Source organism: Streptomyces sp. NPDC056479 (assembly GCF_042795335.1).
GTDB lineage: Bacteria > Actinomycetota > Actinomycetes > Streptomycetales > Streptomycetaceae > Streptomyces.
Map to the genome: position 1 here is coordinate 471,672 of NZ_JBHTRZ010000005.1, position 20,677 is coordinate 492,348.

Annotated in this window: 17 protein-coding genes; 16 read left to right on the forward strand and 1 reads right to left on the reverse strand. The window is 70.0% G+C overall.

The genetic code is table 11. From position 1 onward, the window contains the following. Window positions 1-394: 394 nt before the first annotated feature. From ACFQ6S_RS22485 to ACFQ6S_RS22560, 16 genes are all read left to right on the forward strand, one after another. Window positions 395-1,495, forward strand: a complete 1,101-nt coding sequence (locus ACFQ6S_RS22485) for a ParB/RepB/Spo0J family partition protein (RefSeq protein ID WP_383412466.1) — start codon at window positions 395-397, stop codon at window positions 1,493-1,495. Window positions 1,496-1,625: 130 nt separating this feature from the next. After that, window positions 1,626-4,118, forward strand: coding sequence for an aminopeptidase N (pepN, locus tag ACFQ6S_RS22490; protein WP_383412469.1), 2,493 nt, complete (start codon window positions 1,626-1,628; stop codon window positions 4,116-4,118). Between the two features lie 7 nt (window positions 4,119-4,125). Continuing rightward, window positions 4,126-5,151 (forward strand): NAD(P)/FAD-dependent oxidoreductase, encoded by a 1,026-nt coding sequence (locus ACFQ6S_RS22495; protein WP_383412471.1) that lies wholly within the window; start codon window positions 4,126-4,128, stop codon window positions 5,149-5,151. A gap of 330 nt (window positions 5,152-5,481) precedes the next feature. After that, window positions 5,482-6,399, forward strand: coding sequence for a 3-oxoacyl-ACP synthase III family protein (locus ACFQ6S_RS22500; RefSeq protein ID WP_383412474.1), 918 nt, complete (start codon window positions 5,482-5,484; stop codon window positions 6,397-6,399). A 28-nt stretch (window positions 6,400-6,427) separates the two neighbouring features. Continuing rightward, the gene (locus ACFQ6S_RS22505) at window positions 6,428-8,302 is read left to right on the forward strand and encodes an HAD-IIIC family phosphatase (RefSeq protein ID WP_383412477.1); all 1,875 of its coding nucleotides are present in this window, start codon (window positions 6,428-6,430) and stop codon (window positions 8,300-8,302) included. After that, window positions 8,295-8,531, forward strand: coding sequence for an acyl carrier protein (locus ACFQ6S_RS22510; protein WP_383412480.1), 237 nt, complete (start codon window positions 8,295-8,297; stop codon window positions 8,529-8,531). Before ACFQ6S_RS22505 ends, ACFQ6S_RS22510 begins: the two co-directional genes overlap by 8 nt. 20 nt (window positions 8,532-8,551) lie before the next feature. Continuing rightward, on the forward strand, window positions 8,552-9,847 hold the full coding sequence (locus ACFQ6S_RS22515) for a lysine N(6)-hydroxylase/L-ornithine N(5)-oxygenase family protein (RefSeq protein ID WP_383412483.1): 1,296 nt from the start codon (window positions 8,552-8,554) through the stop codon (window positions 9,845-9,847). Window positions 9,848-9,897: 50 nt separating this feature from the next. Beyond that, window positions 9,898-10,266 carry a cupin domain-containing protein gene (locus tag ACFQ6S_RS22520; protein WP_383412486.1) on the forward strand — a complete coding sequence of 123 codons (369 nt, stop codon included), beginning with the start codon at window positions 9,898-9,900 and terminating at the stop codon, window positions 10,264-10,266. Next, window positions 10,263-11,879 (forward strand): class I tRNA ligase family protein, encoded by a 1,617-nt coding sequence (locus ACFQ6S_RS22525; RefSeq protein ID WP_383412489.1) that lies wholly within the window; start codon window positions 10,263-10,265, stop codon window positions 11,877-11,879. Before ACFQ6S_RS22520 ends, ACFQ6S_RS22525 begins: the two co-directional genes overlap by 4 nt. Continuing rightward, entirely contained in the window at window positions 11,876-13,156 is a 1,281-nt protein-coding gene (locus ACFQ6S_RS22530; RefSeq protein WP_383412492.1) for an ATP-grasp domain-containing protein, read from the forward strand. Before ACFQ6S_RS22525 ends, ACFQ6S_RS22530 begins: the two co-directional genes overlap by 4 nt. 50 nt (window positions 13,157-13,206) lie before the next feature. Further along, the gene (ddaH, locus tag ACFQ6S_RS22535; RefSeq protein WP_383412495.1) at window positions 13,207-14,088 is read left to right on the forward strand and encodes a dimethylargininase; all 882 of its coding nucleotides are present in this window, start codon (window positions 13,207-13,209) and stop codon (window positions 14,086-14,088) included. Further along, a complete protein-coding gene (locus tag ACFQ6S_RS22540) occupies window positions 14,085-14,411 on the forward strand; it encodes a hypothetical protein (RefSeq protein ID WP_383412498.1) in 327 nt (108 codons plus the stop codon). The genes ddaH and ACFQ6S_RS22540 overlap by 4 nt, the downstream gene beginning before the upstream one ends. Then, window positions 14,411-16,210 carry an ABC transporter substrate-binding protein gene (locus ACFQ6S_RS22545; RefSeq protein WP_383412501.1) on the forward strand — a complete coding sequence of 600 codons (1,800 nt, stop codon included), beginning with the start codon at window positions 14,411-14,413 and terminating at the stop codon, window positions 16,208-16,210. Before ACFQ6S_RS22540 ends, ACFQ6S_RS22545 begins: the two co-directional genes overlap by 1 nt. Window position 16,211: 1 nt before the next feature. After that, window positions 16,212-17,540 carry a cation:proton antiporter gene (locus tag ACFQ6S_RS22550; protein ID WP_383412503.1) on the forward strand — a complete coding sequence of 443 codons (1,329 nt, stop codon included), beginning with the start codon at window positions 16,212-16,214 and terminating at the stop codon, window positions 17,538-17,540. A gap of 121 nt (window positions 17,541-17,661) precedes the next feature. Then, the gene (locus ACFQ6S_RS22555; RefSeq protein ID WP_383412506.1) at window positions 17,662-18,951 is read left to right on the forward strand and encodes an ATP-grasp domain-containing protein; all 1,290 of its coding nucleotides are present in this window, start codon (window positions 17,662-17,664) and stop codon (window positions 18,949-18,951) included. 6 nt (window positions 18,952-18,957) lie between these two features. After that, window positions 18,958-20,229: an MFS transporter gene (locus tag ACFQ6S_RS22560; protein ID WP_383412509.1), complete on the forward strand. Its 1,272-nt coding sequence runs from the start codon at window positions 18,958-18,960 to the stop codon at window positions 20,227-20,229. A 74-nt stretch (window positions 20,230-20,303) separates the two neighbouring features. Here ACFQ6S_RS22560 and ACFQ6S_RS22565 read toward each other — a convergent pair whose 3' ends face one another. Continuing rightward, window positions 20,304-20,672, reverse strand: a complete 369-nt coding sequence (locus ACFQ6S_RS22565; RefSeq protein ID WP_383412511.1) for a hypothetical protein — start codon at window positions 20,670-20,672, stop codon at window positions 20,304-20,306. Between the last annotated feature and the right edge of the window lie 5 nt (window positions 20,673-20,677).

Genomic DNA, 20,677 nt, shown 5'->3' on the forward strand with positions numbered 1-20,677 from the left:
GGGTGGGGTTGGGGGGGGGGAGTTTCCGTGGGGGGGTTGGGGGGGGGGGGGGGGGGCAGGAAAAAAAAGGGGAGGGGTCCCCCCCGGCGAGGGCCCCCCCCGCTTCGCTGTCGGTGGAGGCCGCGCCGACCGCCGGGCACTCGCTTGTGCAAAGTCATCACCCCCGCCCGAAGGAAATAATCCGGGTGCGCCGAGTTGCGCAGTCCCGTCCGCCACGCGGCGTGATGTGTAACAGGTGACAGCAAGCACACGCTGACGTAACCTGCTCGACAGTCCGGCGGCATTCTTGATGTTCTGCTTCACGACAAAAGAGAAGTGGCACGGCGAGTGAGATCCGTATTCCTAGGAACAGCGCAGGTGGGAGCGTTGCGATTTCTCAGGAGGGGATTCTTGAATGGATTACACGGGGGATGTGCTTGCTGCGGAAGAGCTCGAAGAAGATGACTCTGAGATTTCCGGTGAACTGCTCGAAGTGCGCCATGGCTTATCCGTCGAGTTGAGTTCGGTCGAATCAGTTCCGATAAAGTCGATCCTGCCCGGTGACTCTCCTCGTCTGGAGGGAGAGGATCAGTCACATGCCCAGACTCTTGCGGATGTCGAGCACTCGCTGCCGCCGATAATCGTGCACCGTAGGTCTATGCGCGTCATCGATGGCTCGCATCGGCTCATGGCGGCGTTGATAAAAGGCCAGGAGACCATTGGAGTCCGGTTCTTCGAAGGCCCCGAGGAACTGAGCTTTCTCATCGCGGTTCAGGAGAATGTCGCACACGGTCTGCCGCTTTCGCGGGCGGACCGTGAGGCGGCCGCGCGCCGGGTGCTCACGGCGCAGCCCCACTGGTCCGACCGGGCCGTCGCGGCGGTGACCGGCCTGGCCGCGAGAACCGTGGCCACCCTGCGCAGGGCGATCATGGAGCGTTCAACTGTGAACTCGCCGCAGTTGAACGTACGTTTGGGTCGGGATGGCAGGTACCGACCGGTCAACTACAGCCAGGGACGGCTGCGGGCCAGCGAGGTCGTCACGGCCTACCCGGAGATGCCCCTGCGGGAAGTGGCACGTCAGGCAGGGGTTTCGGTCGCCACGGCGCGGGATGTCCGCCAGCGCATCCAACGGGGGGTCGACCCGCTCCCCCCGAAGCTGCGTCCGTCCGGGAAGGACGCCGGGCCGGGTGAGGAGGGCAAGCCCGATCCGCCCGTCGATCGCGTGATCGATGATCAGCCCTCGCCCTCCCGCCAGAGGCCGGCCGTGTTCGGCCCCGCCGACTGGTCGGCGCTGCGCTCGAAGCTTCTGCAGGACCCGCTGCTGCGGTACTCGGAGTCCGGCAGGTCCCTGTTCCGCTGGTACGACACGCACACGATCGACACCAAGGACGTGGTCGCGGGCGTCGAGGGAGTACCCCCGCACTGGGTCAATGAGATCGCGGCCGTCGCGCGTTCCTGCGGGGAAATCTGGCTCCATATAGCGAGAGAGCTCGAAGGTCAACGGCAAGAGGTGTGATCCGGGCATGAAGTCAATGCCGGTGGCCGGGCACCGAATAGGTTCCCGGCCACCGGCATTCCTATGCTCTCCTTGACGCTGAAACCGCTTCGTACGACGATTCGTTGGCCTCTCGCGAAAGGAAGGTCGTATGCCAAGTCTGACCCGTGAGGAAGCAGCGGAACGCGGTTCCCTGCTCCAGGTCCGCTCCTATTCTGTCGACCTCGATCTGACAACCGGATCGGACACGTTTCGCTCGACGACGACAATCCGCTTCGACGCGCGCGAGCCCGGGGCGGAAACCTTCTTGGACATTGCGCCGAAGGTGCTCCGCTCGATCACGCTGAATGGCCGGGTACTGGATGCCGAGGCAGGGGAGGACGGCCGTTTCCCGATTACCGGTCTCGGTACGGAGAACGAAGTCGTCGTGGTGGCCGACATGAGTTACTCGAATGAGTGCGAAGGGCTCCACCGCTATGTCGATCCCGCCGACGGCGAGACCTACGTATATTCCTTCGTCTACGTCGACAACGCACCACGCGTCTTCGCCTGTTTCGACCAGCCCGACCTGAAGGCCCCGTACGAGTTCGAGCTGTCGGTCCCCGAGACGTGGCAGGTGCTCGGCAACAGCGAGGCCGTGCGGACCGGACCCGGCCGCTGGAGGCTGACCGAGTCGCCGGCCCTGGCCACCTACCTGATCGCGCTCGTCGCCGGTCCGTACGCCTCCTTCCGGACCGAGCACCACGGCATACCCCTCGGGCTGCACTGCCGGGCCTCGCTCGCGGACTCGCTGAAGACCGACATCGACGAGATCTTCGAGATCACGGCCCAGTGTCTGGACGCGTACACCGAACTCTTCGGCGTCGAGCACCCCTTCGCGAAGCTCGACCAGGTCTTCGCGCCCGAGTTCGGCGTTCTCTCGCTAGACCACCCGGGCTGCGTGCTGCTGCGCGAGCAGTACCTGTTCAGCTCGGCCGCCACCGACAGCGAGCGCGAGACCAGGGCCGTCGTCCTCGCCCACGGCATCTCGCTGCTCTGGCTCGCCGGGCTGGTGACCAACGCCTGGTGGAACGACCTGTGGCTGGGCCAGTCGCTCGCCGACTACATGGCCCACCGCGTCACCAGCGAGGTGACCAGGTTCCCGGGGCCGCCCACCACGTTCGCCGCCCGCCGCAAGGGCCAGGCGTACCTGCCCGACCAGCGTCCCTCCACCCACCCGGTCAGCATCGAGGGCCCCGATGTGCGCACCGTGCAGCTGGAGTTGGACCGGATCTCGTACTTCAAGGGGCACTCGGCCCTGCGGCAGCTCGCCGCGCATGTGGGCGACGAGGCCCTGCGCGCCGGACTGCGGACCTACTTCGACCGGCACGCCTACTCCACGGCGACCTTCGCCGACTTCCTCGCCGCGATGAGCGAGGCGGCCGGCACCGATCTGACCGACTGGGCCGAGAAGTGGCTGCACTCGGCCAACGTCAACACGCTCACGCCCGAGATCGCCGTCGCCGACGGGCGTATCACCCGGGCCGCCGTCCTCCAGGGCGCCCCCGACACCCATCCGGTCCTGCGCACACACACCATGGACGTGGGCCTCTACTACGAGGACGACAGCACCACCGTCCGGGTCCGGATCGACGGCGAGCGCACCGAACTGCCGGAGCTCGTGGGCCGCCCGGCGCCGAGGTTCCTCCTCCTGAACGACGGTGACCTGACCTACGCCAAGATCGGGTTCGACCCCGGCTCGCTGGCCGCGCTGCCCGACACGCTGCACCGGCTGTCCCCGCTGAACCGGGCGATGGTGTGGTGCGCCCTGCTGCTGGGCGTCCAGGACGGGACGTACCCCGCCTCCGCGCATCTGGCCCTGGTGAGCGGGATGGTCCGGCAGGAGACCGAGCTGTCGATCCTGACCGAGGTCCTCGAACAGGCCCGGCACGACGTCGCCGACCGTTTCCTCGCGCCGGAGGAGCGGCCCGCGGCGATGGCCCGGATCGCCCAGGCCCTGCGCGAACGGCTCGCCCGCACCGACGCGGACGACGAGCGGCTGATCACCCTCTTCCGCGGTCTGATCGACTTCACCGCGGACACCATGGAGCTGTCGGGCTGGCTGGCCGGCGACGCGCTGCCCCCGGGACTGACCCTCGACACCGACATCAGCTGGCGCACCCGCTACCGGCTCGCCGTGCTCGGCGGACTGGACGAGACCGACATCGCCGCGGCCCTGACGGCCGGACCGGGCGCCGTCGCCGAGCAGTTCGCGGCGAAGTGCCGGGCGGCGCTGCCCCACGCGACCGCCAAGGAGGCGGCGTGGGCCTCGATCATGCGGGGCACGGACCTGTCCAACTACGAACTGTGGTCCCTGGCCGAGGGGTTCTGGCAGCCCGAGCAGACCGCACTGACGGAGCCGTACGTCGACCGGTTCTTCAAGGACATGCCGGCCGCCGCTCGCATCCGCGGGGACCTGGTGCTGGATCTGCTGCTCCGCTTCCTCTACCCGCGCCACGCCGCCACCTCCGGGGCCCTCGCGTCGGCGAAGCGGATGCTCGCGCTCGACGGACTTCCGGTGACGCTGCGCCGCCGGGGCGCGGACCACACCCACGATCTGCGGCGGGTGGTCGCGGCGCGGGCGGCATGGGCGGATGAACGGTGACGCCGGCGTGAGGGTCGCGATCGTCGGCGGCGGGGTCGCGGGCGCCCTGCTCGCCTGGCGGACCGTGCGGGCACCGGGCGGGGCGTCGGTGGATCTGTTCACCGAGGGCACCGGCGGCCGGGCGGACGCGTCGAGGGTCTCCGGCGGGCTGGTCCGGGCGTTCGAGCCCACCGTGGAGGCGACCGGGCCGGCGGCCGAGAGCCTCGCCGAGATCAGGAGCAGCGACGTCCTGCGCGAGTGGTCCGGGTACCGGGAGACCGGAGCGCTGTACGTCCTGCCGGGCGTTGCTTCCGTGAAAGAGCCGGCCGAGGTCGTCGACGCCTATCTGCCGGGCTCGGCCGAGGTGGTCGGCCGGGACAAGGTGGTCCGTGAGTTTCCCTTCCGCACCCTTCCCGCCGACTCCGTCGCCGTGGTGGAGCGGCACGCCGGTCATATCTCCCCGCACCGGCTGCGCACGGCGGCACTCGGGGCGGCGGCCGCGGAGGGGGTCACCGTCCACTCGGCGGCGGTGGACGCGGTGACCCAGGACCCGGCGGTGCGGACGGCGGACGGCCGCGTCCTGCGCTACGACCGGGTGGTCGTCGCGGCGGGTGCCTGGACACCGGGGCTGCTGGCCCGCAGCGGGCTGCCGGTGGCGGGTCTGCGGACCAAGCACATCCAGTACAGCCTGTGCGCGGCGGCGCTGGACGGGCTCGGGCCCTTCGTGGACGAGAACTCCGGGCTCTACGGCCGGCCCTGCGCGGACGGCGCCTTCCTGCTCGGTCTGCCGTGCGACCGATGGGGAGTCGACCCGGACTCGGTGACACCGGACGGGGCGCTGGCGCAGCGGGTGGCCGAGAGCGCCCGACGGGTGTTCGGCGTCTCGGTCGCCGTGGACCGCACCGTCGCCTCCTGCGACTGCTATCACGATCCGGCGGGCCTCGCGCTGCGCTCCCTCGGACCAGGACTGCACACCTTCACCGGTGGCAGCGGAGGCGCGGCGAAGACCGTGGTCTCCGCGAGCAGAAAGGCGGCCGCGGCGTTGCTGGCCTGACGGCCGTACACGGCTCTGAGGCTTTTTTCGATGAGTGCGGGCCGGGATATCTCCCGGCCCGCACTCTTTTTTGTGCGCGTTCAACTTCGCCTTTTTCCATACGCGTTCAACATCTAATTTCTCGTTCAACTCGCCCCAGGCCAACGGCGGTTGATTCGGCCAACCAGACCGGCGAAGATTTCACGCGGCCTCAGGAACCGCAGCGAGAGAGAGACTTCAATGGCGCAGCTTCCGCATGGCTTCGGAATTACTGGTTTCGGTTACTCATTCGGAGCGGACCAGAATGTCGAAGAAGTAGCGGGAACCTATGTCCCCGATCCGGAGCGCATTGTGCGGTGGGGTTACCACACCTTTCACCGGGCCCCCGACGACATCACCACGACCGATCTGGCGGCCCAGGCCGCACACGACGCCCTGTCCCGCACCGGAGTCGACGCCGACGACGTCGACCTGCTGGTGCTGGCCACCTCCGAGCACCCCGAATACCCCCACTGGGACGGGTCGGCGGCGCTGGGCCGGGCCCTGAAGATGGAGAGCCGGCAGACCCTGCTGCTGAACGAGGGCTGCGCCTCCGGCGTCACCGGACTGGGCATTGTGGCCGGGGTCCTCGCCGTACAGCCGGAGATCGACACCGTGCTGTTCGTCGCGGTGAACCGGGTCAGTGAATTCCACCGCAACCGCATGACGGTCAACAACGCGGTGCACAGCGACGGCGCCGTGGCCGCGGTCCTGCGGCGCGGCCACCAGCGCAATGCCTGGCTGGCCACCGAGCAGTTCACGATCACGGACCTGTGCGACTGGTTCCGTACCGACTACGGCGGCGCGGTCGCACCCCTGCCCCCGCAGGGCTGGTCCAGCAAGACCGCTCCGGCCGGGCATGTGCGGGTGCAGGAGCACTTCCGGAAGGACCCCGCCCGGCTGCGCGAGTTCGGCCAGGCGGCCGTCACCCGGATCGTCGACGTCGTCGACGGGGCGTGCAAGCGGGCTGGCGTCGGCCGCGACGAGGTGAAGCACCTCATCTACATCAACGACCCGGACGGCATCGCCGACCTCGCCGAACCGCTCGGCATCCCGCTGGCGCACACCAGCGCCGAACTGGCCAGGGCACACGGGCACATGGGCTCCGCCGACCAGCTCACCGCGCTCGGCGAGCTGACCGAACAGGGCGTGATCGCGCCCGGCGACCTGGTCGCGCTGACCGGGATCTCCATCGGGATGCGCTGGTACTGCACCCTCGTCCGCGCCTGACCCGTGTCCGACAGGAAGGCACCGCACCGTGAGCGAGAGTGAGAACCCGACGGCCGTGCTGCGTGCGGCCGTACGGGAACGACGTATGCCCGACCCCCGCACCCGCAGGGCACTGCTGGAGAGCGACGACCCGGCCCTGGCCCGGCAGGCCGGCCGGATCCTGAAGAACCTGGTCGTGGACGGGGAACGGCCCCGCGAGGTCGAGGTGGCCGTGCTGGCCACCTGCACCGTCGGCCCGTTCGAGCCGCTGCTGCGGGCCCAGTTGGTGGGCGCCGGACTCCTGCCCGCGGTACGCACCGCGGACTACGGCACCTTCGACATGACCCTGGCCACCGGATCGTTCACCCGGGACGGCGACCCCGGCCTGATCGCCGTGCTGATGGACTCCGGGTACTTTGTGCCCGGCGACTTCGGCGCCGCCGAACCGGACGTGCTGGAGAAGTACGTCGAGGCACGCCTGGAGGAGTTCCGCACCCTGCTGGCCGGCGCCCTGAACCACACGGCCGCCACCGTCGTCGTCCACACCGTCCCGCTGCCCGCGCAGGTCCGCGACGGGATCATCAGCGTGCACGCCCGGGCCCAGGTGGTCCGCTCCTGGTACCGGCTGAACGCGGCCCTCCTCGCCCTCGCCGAGGAGCACGCCCAGGTGGTCGCCGTGGACCTGCTCGGCGAGCTGGCCGAGGCACCCGTCCAGGCGTGTGACGTACGGCTGCACCGGTACGGCGATCTGCCGTACGGCGACGGCGCGTTGCTGCTGCTGGCCCGGCTCGTCCGCCGGGTCGCGCAGGCCCGCTCGGGTCTGTCCCGCAAGGTCCTCGCCCTCGACCTGGACAACACCCTGTGGGGCGGTGTGCTCGGGGAGGTCGGTGCCCAGGGCGTGCAGCTGGGCGGCCTCTACCCGGGCAACTGCTACACGGAGCTGCAGCGCACGGTGGCAAGGCTGCGCGAGCAGGGCGTCATCCTGGTCCTGGCCAGCAAGAACGACCAGGACCAGGTGGACCGGGTCCTCACCGAGCATCCGGACATGGTGCTGCGGCCCGAGGCGTTCTCCGCGCGGATGGTCGACTGGTCGGCCAAGGCGGGCAATCTGCGCCGGGCCGCCGAGGCACTGTCCCTGTCGACCGAGTCGTTCGTCTTCATGGACGACTCCGACTTCGAGCGGGCGCAGGTCGCGGACGAACTGCCGGAGGTCGCGGTGGTCTCCGCCGCCGGTGACCCCGCGTACCTGGTGGACTCGCTGGTCCGGCACGGCTGGTTCGACGTCATGTCGCTCACCGACACCGACCGCAAGCGCCCCGAGCTGTACCGGAACCGAGCGCTGCGCGGGGACTTCTCGGCCGGGTTCGACTCCTCGGAGGACTTCCTGCGGGCGCTGGACCTGAAGGTCGAGGTGACGCCCGCGACCGAGTACACGATCGGCCGGATCTCCCAGCTCGCCGCCCGCACCAACCAGTTCAACCTCACCGGGATCCGCTACGACGAGGCGGCCACCCGGCGCATGAGCGAGGAAGCCGGCCATCTGGTGCTGTCGGTGTCGGTCACCGACCGCTTCGGTGACGAGGGCATCGTCGGCGCCCTGTGGGTGGAGCGCACCCCCGAGGCATGGCGGGTCCTCAACCTCGTCCTGAGCTGCCGCGTGCTCAGCCGCGGCGTGGAACGGGCGGCCCTCGGATGGCTGGCCGGCGAGGCCGCACGGGCCGGTGCGCCGACCGTCGAGGGGCACTACCGGCGCTCCGACCGCAACGGCGTGGCCGCGGACTTCTGGACCGGCGCCGGATTCACCCGGGCCGACTCCCCGCAGGAGCCGGACACGGAGGTCTTCACCCGCGACGCGGCCACCGCGAGAGAGATCGCACCGGAATGGATCGCACTGAACGAAAGGAATGGATCCCCGCATGAGTGATTCGGTTTCGATCGAGGAGTCGGTGAGGGAAATCATCGCCGATGTGCTGGGCGCGGACCCCGCGGACATCCCCGCGGACACGGCACTGGCGGCGCTCGGGTGGGACAGCATGAATTCGATGGAAGCCCTGGTGCGCCTGGAGAAGCAGTTCGCCGTCGATCTGGACCTGCGGTCCTTTCATGCCGCCTACACCGTGACCGACATGGTCGCGCTGGTCGAGAAATTCTAATGAATTCAGGGAGGGACCAATTGCGGCACCAGGAAGTCGAAGTCCTCGCCATCGGCGCCGGCCCGGCCAACCTCGCGCTCGGTATAGCGCTGGAGGAGCTGGCCCCCAAGGAGCTCGCGGCGGGCACGCTGATCATCGAGCAGCACGACGACACCGTGTGGCAGCGGGGCATGCTGCTGCCGTGGACCCAGAGCCAGGTCTCGTTCCTCAAGGACCTGGTGACGCTGCGCAACCCGCGCAGTGAGTACTCCTTCGTGAACTATCTGCACTCGATCGGCAGGCTCGACGAGTTCATCAACCTCGGCACCTTCACGCCGTACCGCTCGGAGATCTCCGGCTATCTGCAGTGGGTGGCCTCCTCGCTGCGCGAGGTGCAGGTCGAGTACGGGCGCCGGTGCGTGTCGATCGAGCCCGGTCCGTCCCGCGGCGGTGAGGTCTCCCACTGGCTGGCGCGCACCGCCGACGGCGCCGTGATCTCCAGCCGGAATCTGGTGATCGGCGCCGGCCGGGACGCGTTCGTGCCCGCCGAGCTCACCGCACTGCCCGAGCGGCGCGTCATCCACAGCACGCGGTACTCGCACCGGATCGAGTCGCTCGACCCGCGTGAGGTGCGCCGGATCGTGGTGATCGGGGGCGCGCAGAGCGCCGCGGAGCTGCTGTGGGCCGCGTACCAGCGTTTCCCCGAGGCGCAGTGCACGATGCTGATGCGCTCGATCGGCCTGAACGCCTACCAGACCAGCAAGTTCACCAACGAGCTGTTCTATCCGTCCTTCATCGACGACTTCTACGCGACGCGGTCCGAGACCCGCCGCCAGGTGCTCAGCGAAATGCACGTCACCAACTACGCGGGGCTCGCCCCCGCCATGCTGGAGACGCTCTACCGCGAGATGTACCAGGAGCGGCTCCAGGGCACCGAGCGGCTGCGGATGCTCACCCTGACCGATGTGGCGGGGGCCCGCATGGACGGCGACGAGGTCGTCCTCGACACCGTCGACCGCAGGTCGGGCGAGCGGACCGAACTGCGCTGCGACCTCGTGCTGCTCGGCACCGGCTTCGTGCGGGACATGCCCGCCATGGTGCGCGCGCTGGCCGCCACGACCGGCACCGGCGAGGCCGCCGTCGACCGTAACTACCGGATGCGGCTGCCCGAGTCGTACACCGCCAACTGCTATCTCCAGGGCGTCAACGAGGCCACCCACGGCATCGCCGACTCCTTGCTCAGCGTGCTCGCCAGTCGCTCCCAGGACATCGTGACCGACCTGCTGGCCCGCCGCGGCGCCGCGTCCGACGAGGCCCTGCTCGCCAAGGCCCTGTGAGCGGGGCCGGCCGAACCCGTCAGCGCACCCCAGCGGCAGAGGAGACACACATGGAAATCCGAGAGCTCGACCGGGACAACCTCGCACCGGACAACGGACTGCGCGCCCAGCGCCTGTTCCCCTGGCCGGCCCTGAACGCGCCCTTCGAGGGCTCCTGGTGCGTCGTGCCGCCGGGCGCGGCTTCCGGCCCGCACAGCCACCACGAGTACGAGGTCTGGATCGCGATGACCGGTGCGGCGGCGATCCTCAGCGAGGGCAGGAAGGTGCCGTTCACCGCCGGTGACGTCGTCCACTTCCGCCCCGGCACCCGGCACCAGGTCGTCAACGAATCGGACGCCGACTTCCAGATGTACGCGGTCTGGTGGGACGCGGAGCTGGCGGAGCGGTTCTCCGCCCGGCACCAGGAGGAGACGACATGAGCGAGCGCAGCCGGCGCCGCGCCGTCGTCGTCGCGGCGACCCCCACCCCCAACGGGGACCTGCACATCGGCCACATGGCCGGCCCGTATCTCGCGGGCGATGTCTACAGCCGCTATCTGGCCGCCGACGGACGGGACGTGATCTACACGACCTGCACGGACGACAGCCAGACCTACGTCACCACCACGGCCCGCCGACTCGGGGTGTCCTCCGAGGAGTTGTGCGCCACGTCCACCGCGAAGATCGAGCGGACCATCGCCGCGATGGGCCTGTCGATGGAAGGGCTGCCGCCGATCGACGACCGGTACCGCGCGACGGTGCTGGAGTTCTTCACCCGCCTGCACGAGAGGGACCGGTTGCGCGAGCGCACGGTACGGCTGCCGTACGCGCAGGAGTCGGGCCGGTATCTGTACGACGGCCTGATGAGCGGCAGCTGCCCGGTCTGTCTGACCGGCAGCGCCGGCGGCGTCTGCGAGGGATGCGGGCACCCCAACAACGGCGACGAACTGCTCGGGGCGCGCTCGGTGCTGGAGCCGGACTCCCCGGTGACCACCCGCGAGGTCACCATTCTGGTGCTGCCCATGGAGGAGTACCGGGAGCGGCTGACCGCCTACTTCGCCGAGCGGCTCGGACGATGGCGCCCGCACGCCGCCCAGCTCATAAGGGAGTTGCTGGCCCGCCCCCTGCCGGAGATACCGGTGACCGTGCCCGGCGACTGGGGCATGGCGGCACCCTTCCCCGAGACGCCGGGGCAGATCCTGTACCCGTGGGTGGAGGCCATGCCGGCGGTCATGTACAGCACCTGGTGGTCCGCCGACCGGCGCGGTGAGCGCACCGAGGCCGTCGACGAGCTCTGGCGGGCCGACAGCGGGACGGAGCTCGTGTACTTCCACGGCTTCGACAATGTCTACCACTGGGGTCTGCTGGACCTCGTCCTGCTGATGGCGCACGGCGACCGCTATGTGCTGCCCGAGGCCAACATCAGCAACGAGTTCTACGACCTGGAGGGCGAGAAGTTCTCCACCAGCCGCAACCATCTGATCTGGTCGGCGGACCTGCTGGCGGAGGTGCCGAGGGACCTCGTCCGCTTCTACCTGGCGCTGACCGCACCGGAGTTCCAGCGCACCAACTTCAGCACCGCCGCCCTCACCGAGGTGACCGGGCGACGGCTGACCGGGCCGTGGAACCGCCTCGCGGACGCGCTGTCCGCCATCGCTCCGGCCGGTGCGGCGAGCCCGCTGCCGACCACCGCGGTGGGCCGGGACCGGGCCGCCGCGCTCATCGAGCGGTTCCGTCTCACCTATGAACTGGACGGCTTCAACCTGGGCCGGACCGCCGAGAACATCGTCGCCGCGCTCGACCGGCTGGCGGCGGCGGCCCTGGACCTGCGTCACGGGGACGACGCCCTCGCCGCCGGGGATCTGCTGCTGCAGGTGCGGGCGCTGCTGGCCTGCGCCGCCCCGCTGCTCATCGACGCCGCCGCCGAGGCGACGGACGTGGGCGTGGACCTCGCCCTGGACCTCGAACAGCCCGAGAAGATCACGCCGTTCGCCCTGCCCCGGCTGCCGCAGGCCGCGCGGACCGGCGCCGCAGGCACGGAGGTGGCGGCATGAAGCTGCTCACGCTGGAGACGGTGCAGTACCTGACCTACTACCACGGCCGCTACCGGCAGGTGGAGGACCTGGGCGTCGACCTCCATGTGCTCAACGGGGAGGGGACGGACGACTTCTGGCGGGCCGACCGCTATCGCACGGCCGGTTCCCGGAAGATCGACGACATCGTCGCCCTGGCCCGGGAATGGCATGCGGAGGAACGTTTCGACGGGGTGATCACCTTCTCCGAGTCCTCCGTCATCACCGTCGCCGCCGTCGCCGACGCGCTGGGCCTGCCGGGCATCGGTGTGCCGGCTGCGGTGTGCAGCAGGAACAAGTACCTGATGCGGCAGGCCTATGAGCGGGCGGGCGCCCCGATCCCCTCGTTCCGGCTGGTGGAGAGCCTGGACGACGCGCTTCAGGCCGCGGCCGACTTCGGCTACCCGGTCATCCTCAAGCCGACCCTGGGCGCGGGCAGCCACTTCGTCTTCCGGGTCGACGGTCCCGAGGAGATGGCGCTGCGGCACGCCCAGGCCGCCGAGGGCATCCGTGACCTGTTCTGGGTCAACTCCGAGGCCGAAGGCGTGGAACTCGGGCCGAACGGGCTGCTCGTCGAGTCCTTCCTGGACGGCCGAGAGTTCCTGATGGAGGCCGTCGTCTGGGACGACGACGTCTACCTCGGCTCGGTCGTGGACCGCATCACCGCCGAGGGCGGCACCTTCGACGACGACGTCCATCACGCGCCGACCTCGCTGGGGCCCGAGGACATCGAGAAGGTGCACCGGGCCGTCCGGGCCGGGGCGCACGCCCAGGGGCTGCGGCGCAGCGTCATGCACGCCGAGGTCCGGTTCCACGACGGCGAACCGCATCTGCTGGAGATCGCCGCCCGCGTCGGCGGCGGGGGCCTGGACCTCATCGCGCGCAAGACGGCCGACCACGACCCCATCAAGGCCGTGGTGGACATCGGTCGCGGAGTGCGCCCCGACGTGCGGCACTTCCGCCCGACCGGGATCCACATCACCGCCATGTGCCTGATCAGCGAGGCGGGCGTGGTCGAGCGGGTCGACGTGCCGGCGGAGGTCGCCGAGTCGGACAAGGTCTTCCTGCTCAAGATCACCGCCCGGCCGGGCGATGTGATCCGCCGCCCTCCGGACGGCAACACGATCCTCGGCTTCCTGGGGACGACCGGAGCCTCCGAGGAGGAGGCGTTCCGCACGATGAACGACTTCGCCTCCCGGATCAAGGTGACGTTCCGGCAGCAGACGCCGGCGCTCCACGACGCCGCCACGGCCTCCTGAACCCGCACCGCCCGACGCCTCCCGCCCACTTCGCGCAAGGAGAATCGACAGTGCAGCAAGACACCACGTCCGCACGCCGGAACACCGCGGTCGAGGGCGGCCGCCCGGTTCGGACGGTGCGGCCCCGGCGCTATCTGATGTGCTCGCCGGTCCACTTCGACGTCGTCTACTCCATCAACCCCTGGATGGAGCCGGAGAAGCCCACCGACGCGGCGCTGGCCGTCGCCCAGTGGGAGCGGCTGCGCAGCCTCTACCTGGGCCTCGGCCACGAGGTCGAGCTGATCGACCCGGTCCCCGGCCTGCCCGACATGGTCTTCGCGGCCAACGGGGCCACCGTCGTCGACGGCCAGGTGCTGGCCGCCCGGTTCCGGCACGAACAGCGCGCCGACGAGGGCCCGGCGTATGCCGCCTGGTTCCGTGAGCACGGCTACGAGGTCCACGACGGCGACCACGTCAACGAGGGCGAGGGCGACTACCTCGTCACCGGGGACCGGATCCTGGCCGGCACCGGATTCCGCACCGACCGGCGCTCGCACGCGGAGGCGGAGCGCTTCCTGGGCCTGCCGGTGGTGACCCTGGACCTCGTCGACCCGCGCTTCTACCACCTCGACACCGCCCTGGCCGTGCTCGACCACGAGGAGATCATGTACTACCCGGCGGCCTTCACCGCCGAGAGCCGCCGGACCCTGCGGGAGCTGTATCCGGACGCGATCGAGGCCACCGAGGACGACGCGGCGGTGTTCGGCCTGAACGCCGTGTCGGACGGCCGGCATGTGCTGCTGCCCGAGCAGGCCGCCCACCTCATCGACGAGCTCTGGGCCCGCGGCTTCGTGCCGATCGGCGTGGACCTGTCCGAGCTGCTCAAGTCCGGCGGCAGCTCCAAGTGCTGCACGCTCGAGATCCGCGACCGGGTGCCGGGGGCCGACGCATGATCAATTACGACGGACGCCGCTTCCGCCCCGCCGAGGCCGACGCCCAGGGCCGTACCGCGGTCTACCGGCAGGACGGCGACCTGCTGTGGGGCTCCTTCTCCGGCGGCAGGGCCCGCCGCGGCTCCCTGACCGGGGTCTGCGGCCCCGACGGCTCGCTGGACTTCGCGTACTCCATGGTCCTGGACGACGGCGAGGTCGTGTCCGGCCGCTGCCGCAGTACTCCGGAGCTCCGCGAGGACGGCGGCATCGATCTGCGCGAGGAGTGGGAGCGCTTCGGAGCCCACGCCGCGAAGGGCGTCTCGTATCTGAAGGAGGTCAAGTGATGACGTCGTCCACCCCGCCGTCCACCCCGTCGTCCACCCCCAGGAAGGGCGGCACGGTGACCTGGGCGTGCGCGCCCGGGTTCCCGCCCGCGGTGATCTTCCCCTTCACGCCGGCCGAGCGGATGGGGACCCGCAACATCTACGAGTTCCAGATGCTGATGTACCGGCCGCTGTACTACTTCGGCAGCCGGGGCACCCCGGACGTGGACTACGACCAGAGCATCGGCGAACCGCCGCAGTGGAGCGAGGACGGACTGACCGTCACGGTCAAGGTCAAGCCGTGGAAGTGGTCCAACGGCGAGACCCTGTGCGCGGACAACGTCCTGTTCTGGGTGAACCTGATGAAGGTCAAGGGCGACCGGTACGGCGAGTACGTGCCGGGCTACTTCCCCGACAACCTGACCTCGTACGGCAAACTCGCCGAGGACACCGTCTACTTCACCTTCGACAAGGCCTACTCGAAGAAGTGGGTGCTGATGAACCAGCTCAGCACCATCACCCCGCTCCCCAAGGCATGGGACCGCACCACCGAGGGGCCCGCGAACGCGTCGGGCGGCGTGGCCGACGTACCCGCCGTCTACGACTATCTGATGGCGGAACAGGGCGACATCATCGACGAGGGCAACGCACACCGCACCCGGTGGGCCGACAGCCCCGTCTGGAGCGTGGTCAGCGGCCCCTGGCGGCTGAAGAGCTACACGCTCGAAGGGCTGGTCACCTTCGTGCCCAACGAGCACTACTCCGGGCCCAACAAGCCCTACCTGGACGAGTTCCGCCAGGTGCCGACGTTCTCGGACGACGAAGAGTACGAGATGCTCAAGGCCGGCCCGGACGCCGAGGGCGGCATCCAGGTCGGCTACCTGCCGCTGAGCTTCGCTTCGGAGCCGGCCACCGACCCCACCGTGGGCGGGCCCAACCCGCTGGCGGACAACTACACGCTGGTGCCGCAGGTCGCCTTCTGCATCCGCTACTTCTGCCTCAACTACAACAACCCCACGGTCGCCGCGAAGATCTTCCGGCAGACCTACTTCCGGCAGGCGCTGCAGAGCACGCTCGACCAGGACTCCGCCGTACGCGACATCTACCAGGGGTACGCCTACCGGCAGAACGGCCCCGTGCCGATGGTCCCGGCCACCGACCTCGTCTCCCCGCGCCAGCGCGAGGGAGCCTGGCCGCTGCCCTTCGACGTCGACCGTGCCCGTGAGCTCCTGGCGGCCAACGGCTGGGACACCAGCACCACTCCGGCCGTCTGCGTGAACCCCGGCACCGGGCCCGGCCAGGCCGGCGAGGGCATCCCCGCGGGCACCAAGCTGAGCTTCTCGCTGCGATATGTGGAGGGACGCCCGGCGCTGACCCGGCTGATGGAGAAGTACCGCAAGGACGCGGCTGCCGCCGGGATCGAGCTGCGGATGGAGGAGGTGTACGGCTCGGTGCTCGTCGCCGAGGACGCGCCCTGCGCCGCCGGGCCGGACTGTCTGTGGGAGATGACCTGCTGGAACGGCGGCTGGGCCTACCACTACCCGAGCGGCGAGATCCTCTTCCAGACCGGCGCGGGCGGCAACTTCGGCCACTACAGCGACCCCCGGGCGGACCGGCTCATCGAGGCGTCCGTCACCTCCGACGACCTGGAGGCGCTCTACACCTACCAGGACTTCATCGCCGAGCAGGTGCCGGTCATCTTCACGCCCAACTTCCCCATCCGGCTCTTCGAAGTGGCCGACAGCCTAGGGGGATTCGGGCCCGTGAACCCCTTCGGGATGATCAACCCAGAGAACTGGTACTACCGCGAGGACGTGTGACGTGAACCTGTCCGCCACTCCCGTAGCGCCCCTGGGCTCCCACGCACTGCTGATGTTCCTGCTGCAGATCGGGGTCCTGCTGGGAACGGCCGTGCTCCTGGGCCGGCTCGCGCAGCGGCTCGGCATGCCCTCCATCGTCGGTGAGCTCTGCGCGGGTGTGGTGCTGGGTCCGTCCCTGCTCACCCCGCTGGCCCCCGACTTCGCGGCCTGGCTGCTGCCGCCGCAGCCCGAGTCCATGCACCTGCTCGACGCGGCGGGTCAGCTCGGGGTGCTGCTGCTGGTGGGCATCACCGGCATGAACATCGACCTCGGGCTGGTCCGCAGAAAGGGCAGGGCCGCCGTCCTGGTGAGCACCGGCGGCCTCGTGGTGCCCTTCGCCGGGGGTCTCGCGGTCGCCATGGCGATCCCGGCCGCCCTGCTCGTCGACGGCGTGGACCGTACCGTCTTCGCCATGTTCGCCGGTGTCGCGCTCTGCGTCAGCGCGCTTCCGGTCATCGCCAAGACGCTGCTCGACATGGGCTTGCTGCACCGCAACATAGGCCAGTTGATCGTCGGCGCGTCCGTGGTGGACGACATCGCGGGCTGGCTCCTGCTGTCCGTCGTCTCGGCGATGGCCACCACCGGCGTGCACGGCCCGGACATCGTCTGGTCCGTGGTGAACCTGATCGGGCTCCTCGCCTGCGCCTGGTTCGTGGGCCGGCCGCTGGTCCGCCGCGTGCTGCGGTGGGCCGGCCGGTCCGGCAACGGCGAGTCGGTGCCCGCCGTGTGCACCGTGCTGATCGTCCTGGGGGCCGTGGCCAGCCACGCGCTTCGCATGGAGGCGATCATCGGTGCCTTCCTCGTCGGGGTCCTGATCGCCTCCTCCGGAGAGATGGACCGCGAGCGGATGGCCCCGCTGCGGGTGGTCGCCGTCACCGTCCTCGCCCCGCTGTTCTTCGCGACCGCCGGGCTGCGGATCGACCTGACCGCCATGGCCCGTCCAGAGGTCGCCGGCTCGGCCGTGCTCGTGCTGTTCGTCGCCATCGCCGGCAAGTTCGCCGGGGCCTACGCGGGGGCCAGGGCCGGCCGGCTCGGCCACTGGGAGGCCCTCGCGCTCGGCGCCGGGATGAACTCCCGCGGGGTGATCGAGGTGATCATCGCGATGGTCGGGCTGCGGCTGGGGATCCTGACCACCGAGATGTACACGATCATCGTCCTGGTGGCGATCGTGACCTCCGTGATGGCCGCGCCACTGCTGCGCATGTCCGTGCGGCGCATGCCCATCACCAGCGAGGAGCGGGTGCGCGAGCGCGTGATGGCCGGCGGTCCGGCGCTGGAGTCGAATTCCTGACGCATTCGCACTGAATTACCGACGCTCCGGATTTCCCCCGGTGATCCGGCACTACCGTGAGGCCGACCCGTCCACCTCCGTGTGCGCTCGGCCACCCCAACTTCCCGAAGGGAAAGGTGACATGAGAGAAGTACCGAAGGCGACGGGACAGCGGCCGCTGCTGCTCGTGGTGGCGACGGGCATCCGGACGTATCGCGAGTATCTGCTGCGCTCCATTCGCACCGAGTTCGACCTCCACCTCTTCCATGTGGACGAGCCCACCTGGGAGAAGGAGTACATCTCCGGCTGGACGGTCCTGCCCAGCACCCTGGACGGCCCGGCGATGGCCCGCGCGGCCCGTGAACTGCACGCGGTCACGCCCGTCGCCGGGGTCCTGTGCTGGGACGAGGGACGCATCCACGCCACCTCCTACGTCGCCGAGGCGCTCGGCCTGCGCAACGGCGAGCCGGACGTCATCTGGCGGCTGCGCGACAAGGGCCAGACCCGGGCCGCCCTGGACGAGGCCGGTGTCGCCCAGCCCCGCTCCGTGGCGGTCAAGACGCTGGACGAGGCCCTGGCCGCGGCCGACCGGGTCGGATACCCCGCGATCCTCAAGCCGCGCGGACTCGGCGCCAGCCTCGGCGTCGTCCGCGTCGAGGACGCGGCCCGGCTCGCGGACAGGTTCCCGTTCACCGCCGGCACGAAGGGCCCCGACCCCGAGCCGCTGCGCTACAGCACCGATCAGCCGGTCCTGGTCGAGGAGTTGGTGACCGGCGAGGAGATCAGCGTCGACGCGGTCGTCCAGGACGGCAAGGCGATACCGCTGTTCGTGGGCCGCAAGATCGTGGGCTACCCGCCGTACGCGGAGGAGATCGGCCACTTCGTCGACGGGGACGATCCGCTGCTCACCGACCCGCAGTTGCTGGACGCCCTGCAGGACACCCACACCGCGCTGGGCTTCCGGGACGGCTGGACCCACAGCGAGTTCATGCTGACCGCCGCCGGCCCGCGCCTGATCGAGGTCAACGGCAGGCTCGGCGGCGACATGATCCCCTATCTGGGCATGCTGGCCACGGGCATCGACCCAGGGCTGGCCGCGGCGCGCGCCGCCTGCGGCATCACCCCCGACACCGCCCCGTCCCACCGGCGGGTCGCGGGCATCCGCTTCTTCTACGTCGAGCACGACGACACCCGTATCGACTCCGTCTCCTTCCGGGAGACGGGACTGCCCCCCGCGGTCGAGCAGTTGGTGGCCGTGGCCAGGCCCGGTGCCGTCGTGTCCCCGCCGCCGAAGGGCACGGTGTGGGGGCGGATCGCCTTCGCCATCGCCACCGGGGAGTCCATCGAGGAGTGCGGCGGGGCGCTCGACGCCGCCGAGTCGGCACTGGACGTGCGCAGCGATCAAGACGCCACCCATGCGAGAGAAGAGTGAACGTGCATGGCAACTGAGGAGAAGAAGGACAAGAGCGTGGCGATCTGGGCCACGTTCCGGGATTCGTCGGCGGCGGTGAAGACCATCCTCGCGGGCGTGCTGCTGAGCAAGCTCGGCGGATTCCTCAACGTCTTCATCGTGCTCTACCTGACCTACCGCGGTTACTCCGACACCGAGGCGTCCTACGCGCTGGGCGCCTACGGGGCGGGCGGCGTGGCAGGCGTACTGCTCGGCGGCACCCTCGCGGACCGGCTCGGGGCCCGCACCGCGACGATCCTGGGCATGGGCGGCACCGCGGTGCTCACCGCGGCGCTGCTCTACCTGCCCAGCTATCCGACGCTGGTCGTGGCGATCGTCCTGGCCAGCCTCATGGCCCAGCTCTACCGCCCGGCGGCCGCCTCCCTGCTCTCCGAACTCACCTCGGGGAGCAGCCAGGTCGTGGTCTTCGGCATGTACCGGTGGTGCCTGAACGTGGGCGCCATGCTGGCGCCGATGGTCGGCCTCGGGCTCTACCACCTCGACGGGGAGAACTACACCCTGCTGTTCTGGGGCGAGGCGGTGATCGCGCTGGCCTACGCCGTCGTCGCGGCCGCCGTCCTGCCCAGGCGGGTCACGACGGACCCGACCGAGCCGGCCCAAGCCGAGGAGGAGAGCACGGCCGGGGGCTACCGGGCGATGCTCGGCGACCGCCGCTATGTGCTGTATCTGACGGCCACCCTGTTCAACGCGATCATCTACGTGCAGTACCTCTCGACGCTGCCGCTGGACGTGGAGGCCCACGACCTCGACCTGTTCTGGTACACGGCCGCGGTCTCCCTGAACGGCTTCATGGTGATCGCCTTCGAACTCCCGCTCACGAAGGTGACCCAGCAGTGGCGGACGAAGGTCACGGTGGGGCTGTCCTTCGCCCTGGTCGGCCTGGGTGTGGCCCTGTACGGCATGCCGATGGGCGCCGCCGTGATCATCGGCGCCACGCTGGTCTGGACCCTCGGTGAGATCATCGGCGGCCCCGCGGTCTTCGCCCACCCGGCGACGGCGGGCCCGGCGCATCTGCGCAGCCGCTACATCGGCGCCTTCCAGTTCATGCACGCGCTCGGCACGGCCATCGGCCCGGTCCTCGGCGGCCTGCTGTTCGTACGGATCGGCCATGACGTCTGGCCGCTGCTCGGCGTGATCGGCCTGGCCGCGGCGGGACTGGGAGTCGCCGCCATCCGCACGCCCGCCGCGACGAAGACGGAGCCGACCGACGAGGTGGCCGCGCAGCCGGCGGACGCCTGAGCCGGATCCCCCCACGAGGAACGGCCGCCGTCCCCCTGAGGGGCGGCGGCCGTTGTGCTGCCGTCGGTATCCGGTCAGCCGATGGCCAGGCTCCGGGCGAACTCCTCGAGAGCCGGGCGCGGTACGGGCACCACCGAGGTCTGGTAGCCCGTCATCATCTCCGGCACCACGTCGTCGTACTTCCGCAGCCATACGTCGGTGGCGTAGACGGACTGCGAGAGCGCGACGCGCTCGTTCTCGGAACGGAAGGCCCGCAGCAGGTAGTAGCCGTCCTCGTCGTTCAGGGAGGGGCCGTGGGCGACCACGGTGATGCCGCACTCGCGCATGAGCGGGATCGTGCCGTCCCGGCTGATCCGGTGGAACTCCTCCCGTACTCCCGGCTTCACGGTGAACAGCCGGATCTCCAGCAGCCATGGTGCGCCGGCGTCGCTCAGGTCGCTCATGTCAT

Excerpts from the sequence above, each read along its gene's own strand:
- ACFQ6S_RS22485 (WP_383412466.1), top strand. The coding sequence starts at position 395 with ATGGATTACACGGGGGATGTGCTTGCTGCGGAAGAGCTCGAAGAAGAT.
- pepN (WP_383412469.1), top strand. The coding sequence starts at position 1,626 with ATGCCAAGTCTGACCCGTGAGGAAGCAGCGGAACGCGGTTCCCTGCTC.
- ACFQ6S_RS22510 (WP_383412480.1), top strand. The coding sequence starts at position 8,295 with ATGAGTGATTCGGTTTCGATCGAGGAGTCGGTGAGGGAAATCATCGCC.
- ACFQ6S_RS22520 (WP_383412486.1), top strand. The coding sequence starts at position 9,898 with ATGGAAATCCGAGAGCTCGACCGGGACAACCTCGCACCGGACAACGGA.
- ACFQ6S_RS22525 (WP_383412489.1), top strand. The coding sequence starts at position 10,263 with ATGAGCGAGCGCAGCCGGCGCCGCGCCGTCGTCGTCGCGGCGACCCCC.
- ACFQ6S_RS22530 (WP_383412492.1), top strand. The coding sequence starts at position 11,876 with ATGAAGCTGCTCACGCTGGAGACGGTGCAGTACCTGACCTACTACCAC.
- ACFQ6S_RS22540 (WP_383412498.1), top strand. The coding sequence starts at position 14,085 with ATGATCAATTACGACGGACGCCGCTTCCGCCCCGCCGAGGCCGACGCC.
- ACFQ6S_RS22545 (WP_383412501.1), top strand. The coding sequence starts at position 14,411 with ATGACGTCGTCCACCCCGCCGTCCACCCCGTCGTCCACCCCCAGGAAG.
- ACFQ6S_RS22555 (WP_383412506.1), top strand. The coding sequence starts at position 17,662 with ATGAGAGAAGTACCGAAGGCGACGGGACAGCGGCCGCTGCTGCTCGTG.
- ACFQ6S_RS22560 (WP_383412509.1), top strand. The coding sequence starts at position 18,958 with ATGGCAACTGAGGAGAAGAAGGACAAGAGCGTGGCGATCTGGGCCACG.
- ACFQ6S_RS22565 (WP_383412511.1), bottom strand. The coding sequence starts at position 20,672 with ATGAGCGACCTGAGCGACGCCGGCGCACCATGGCTGCTGGAGATCCGG.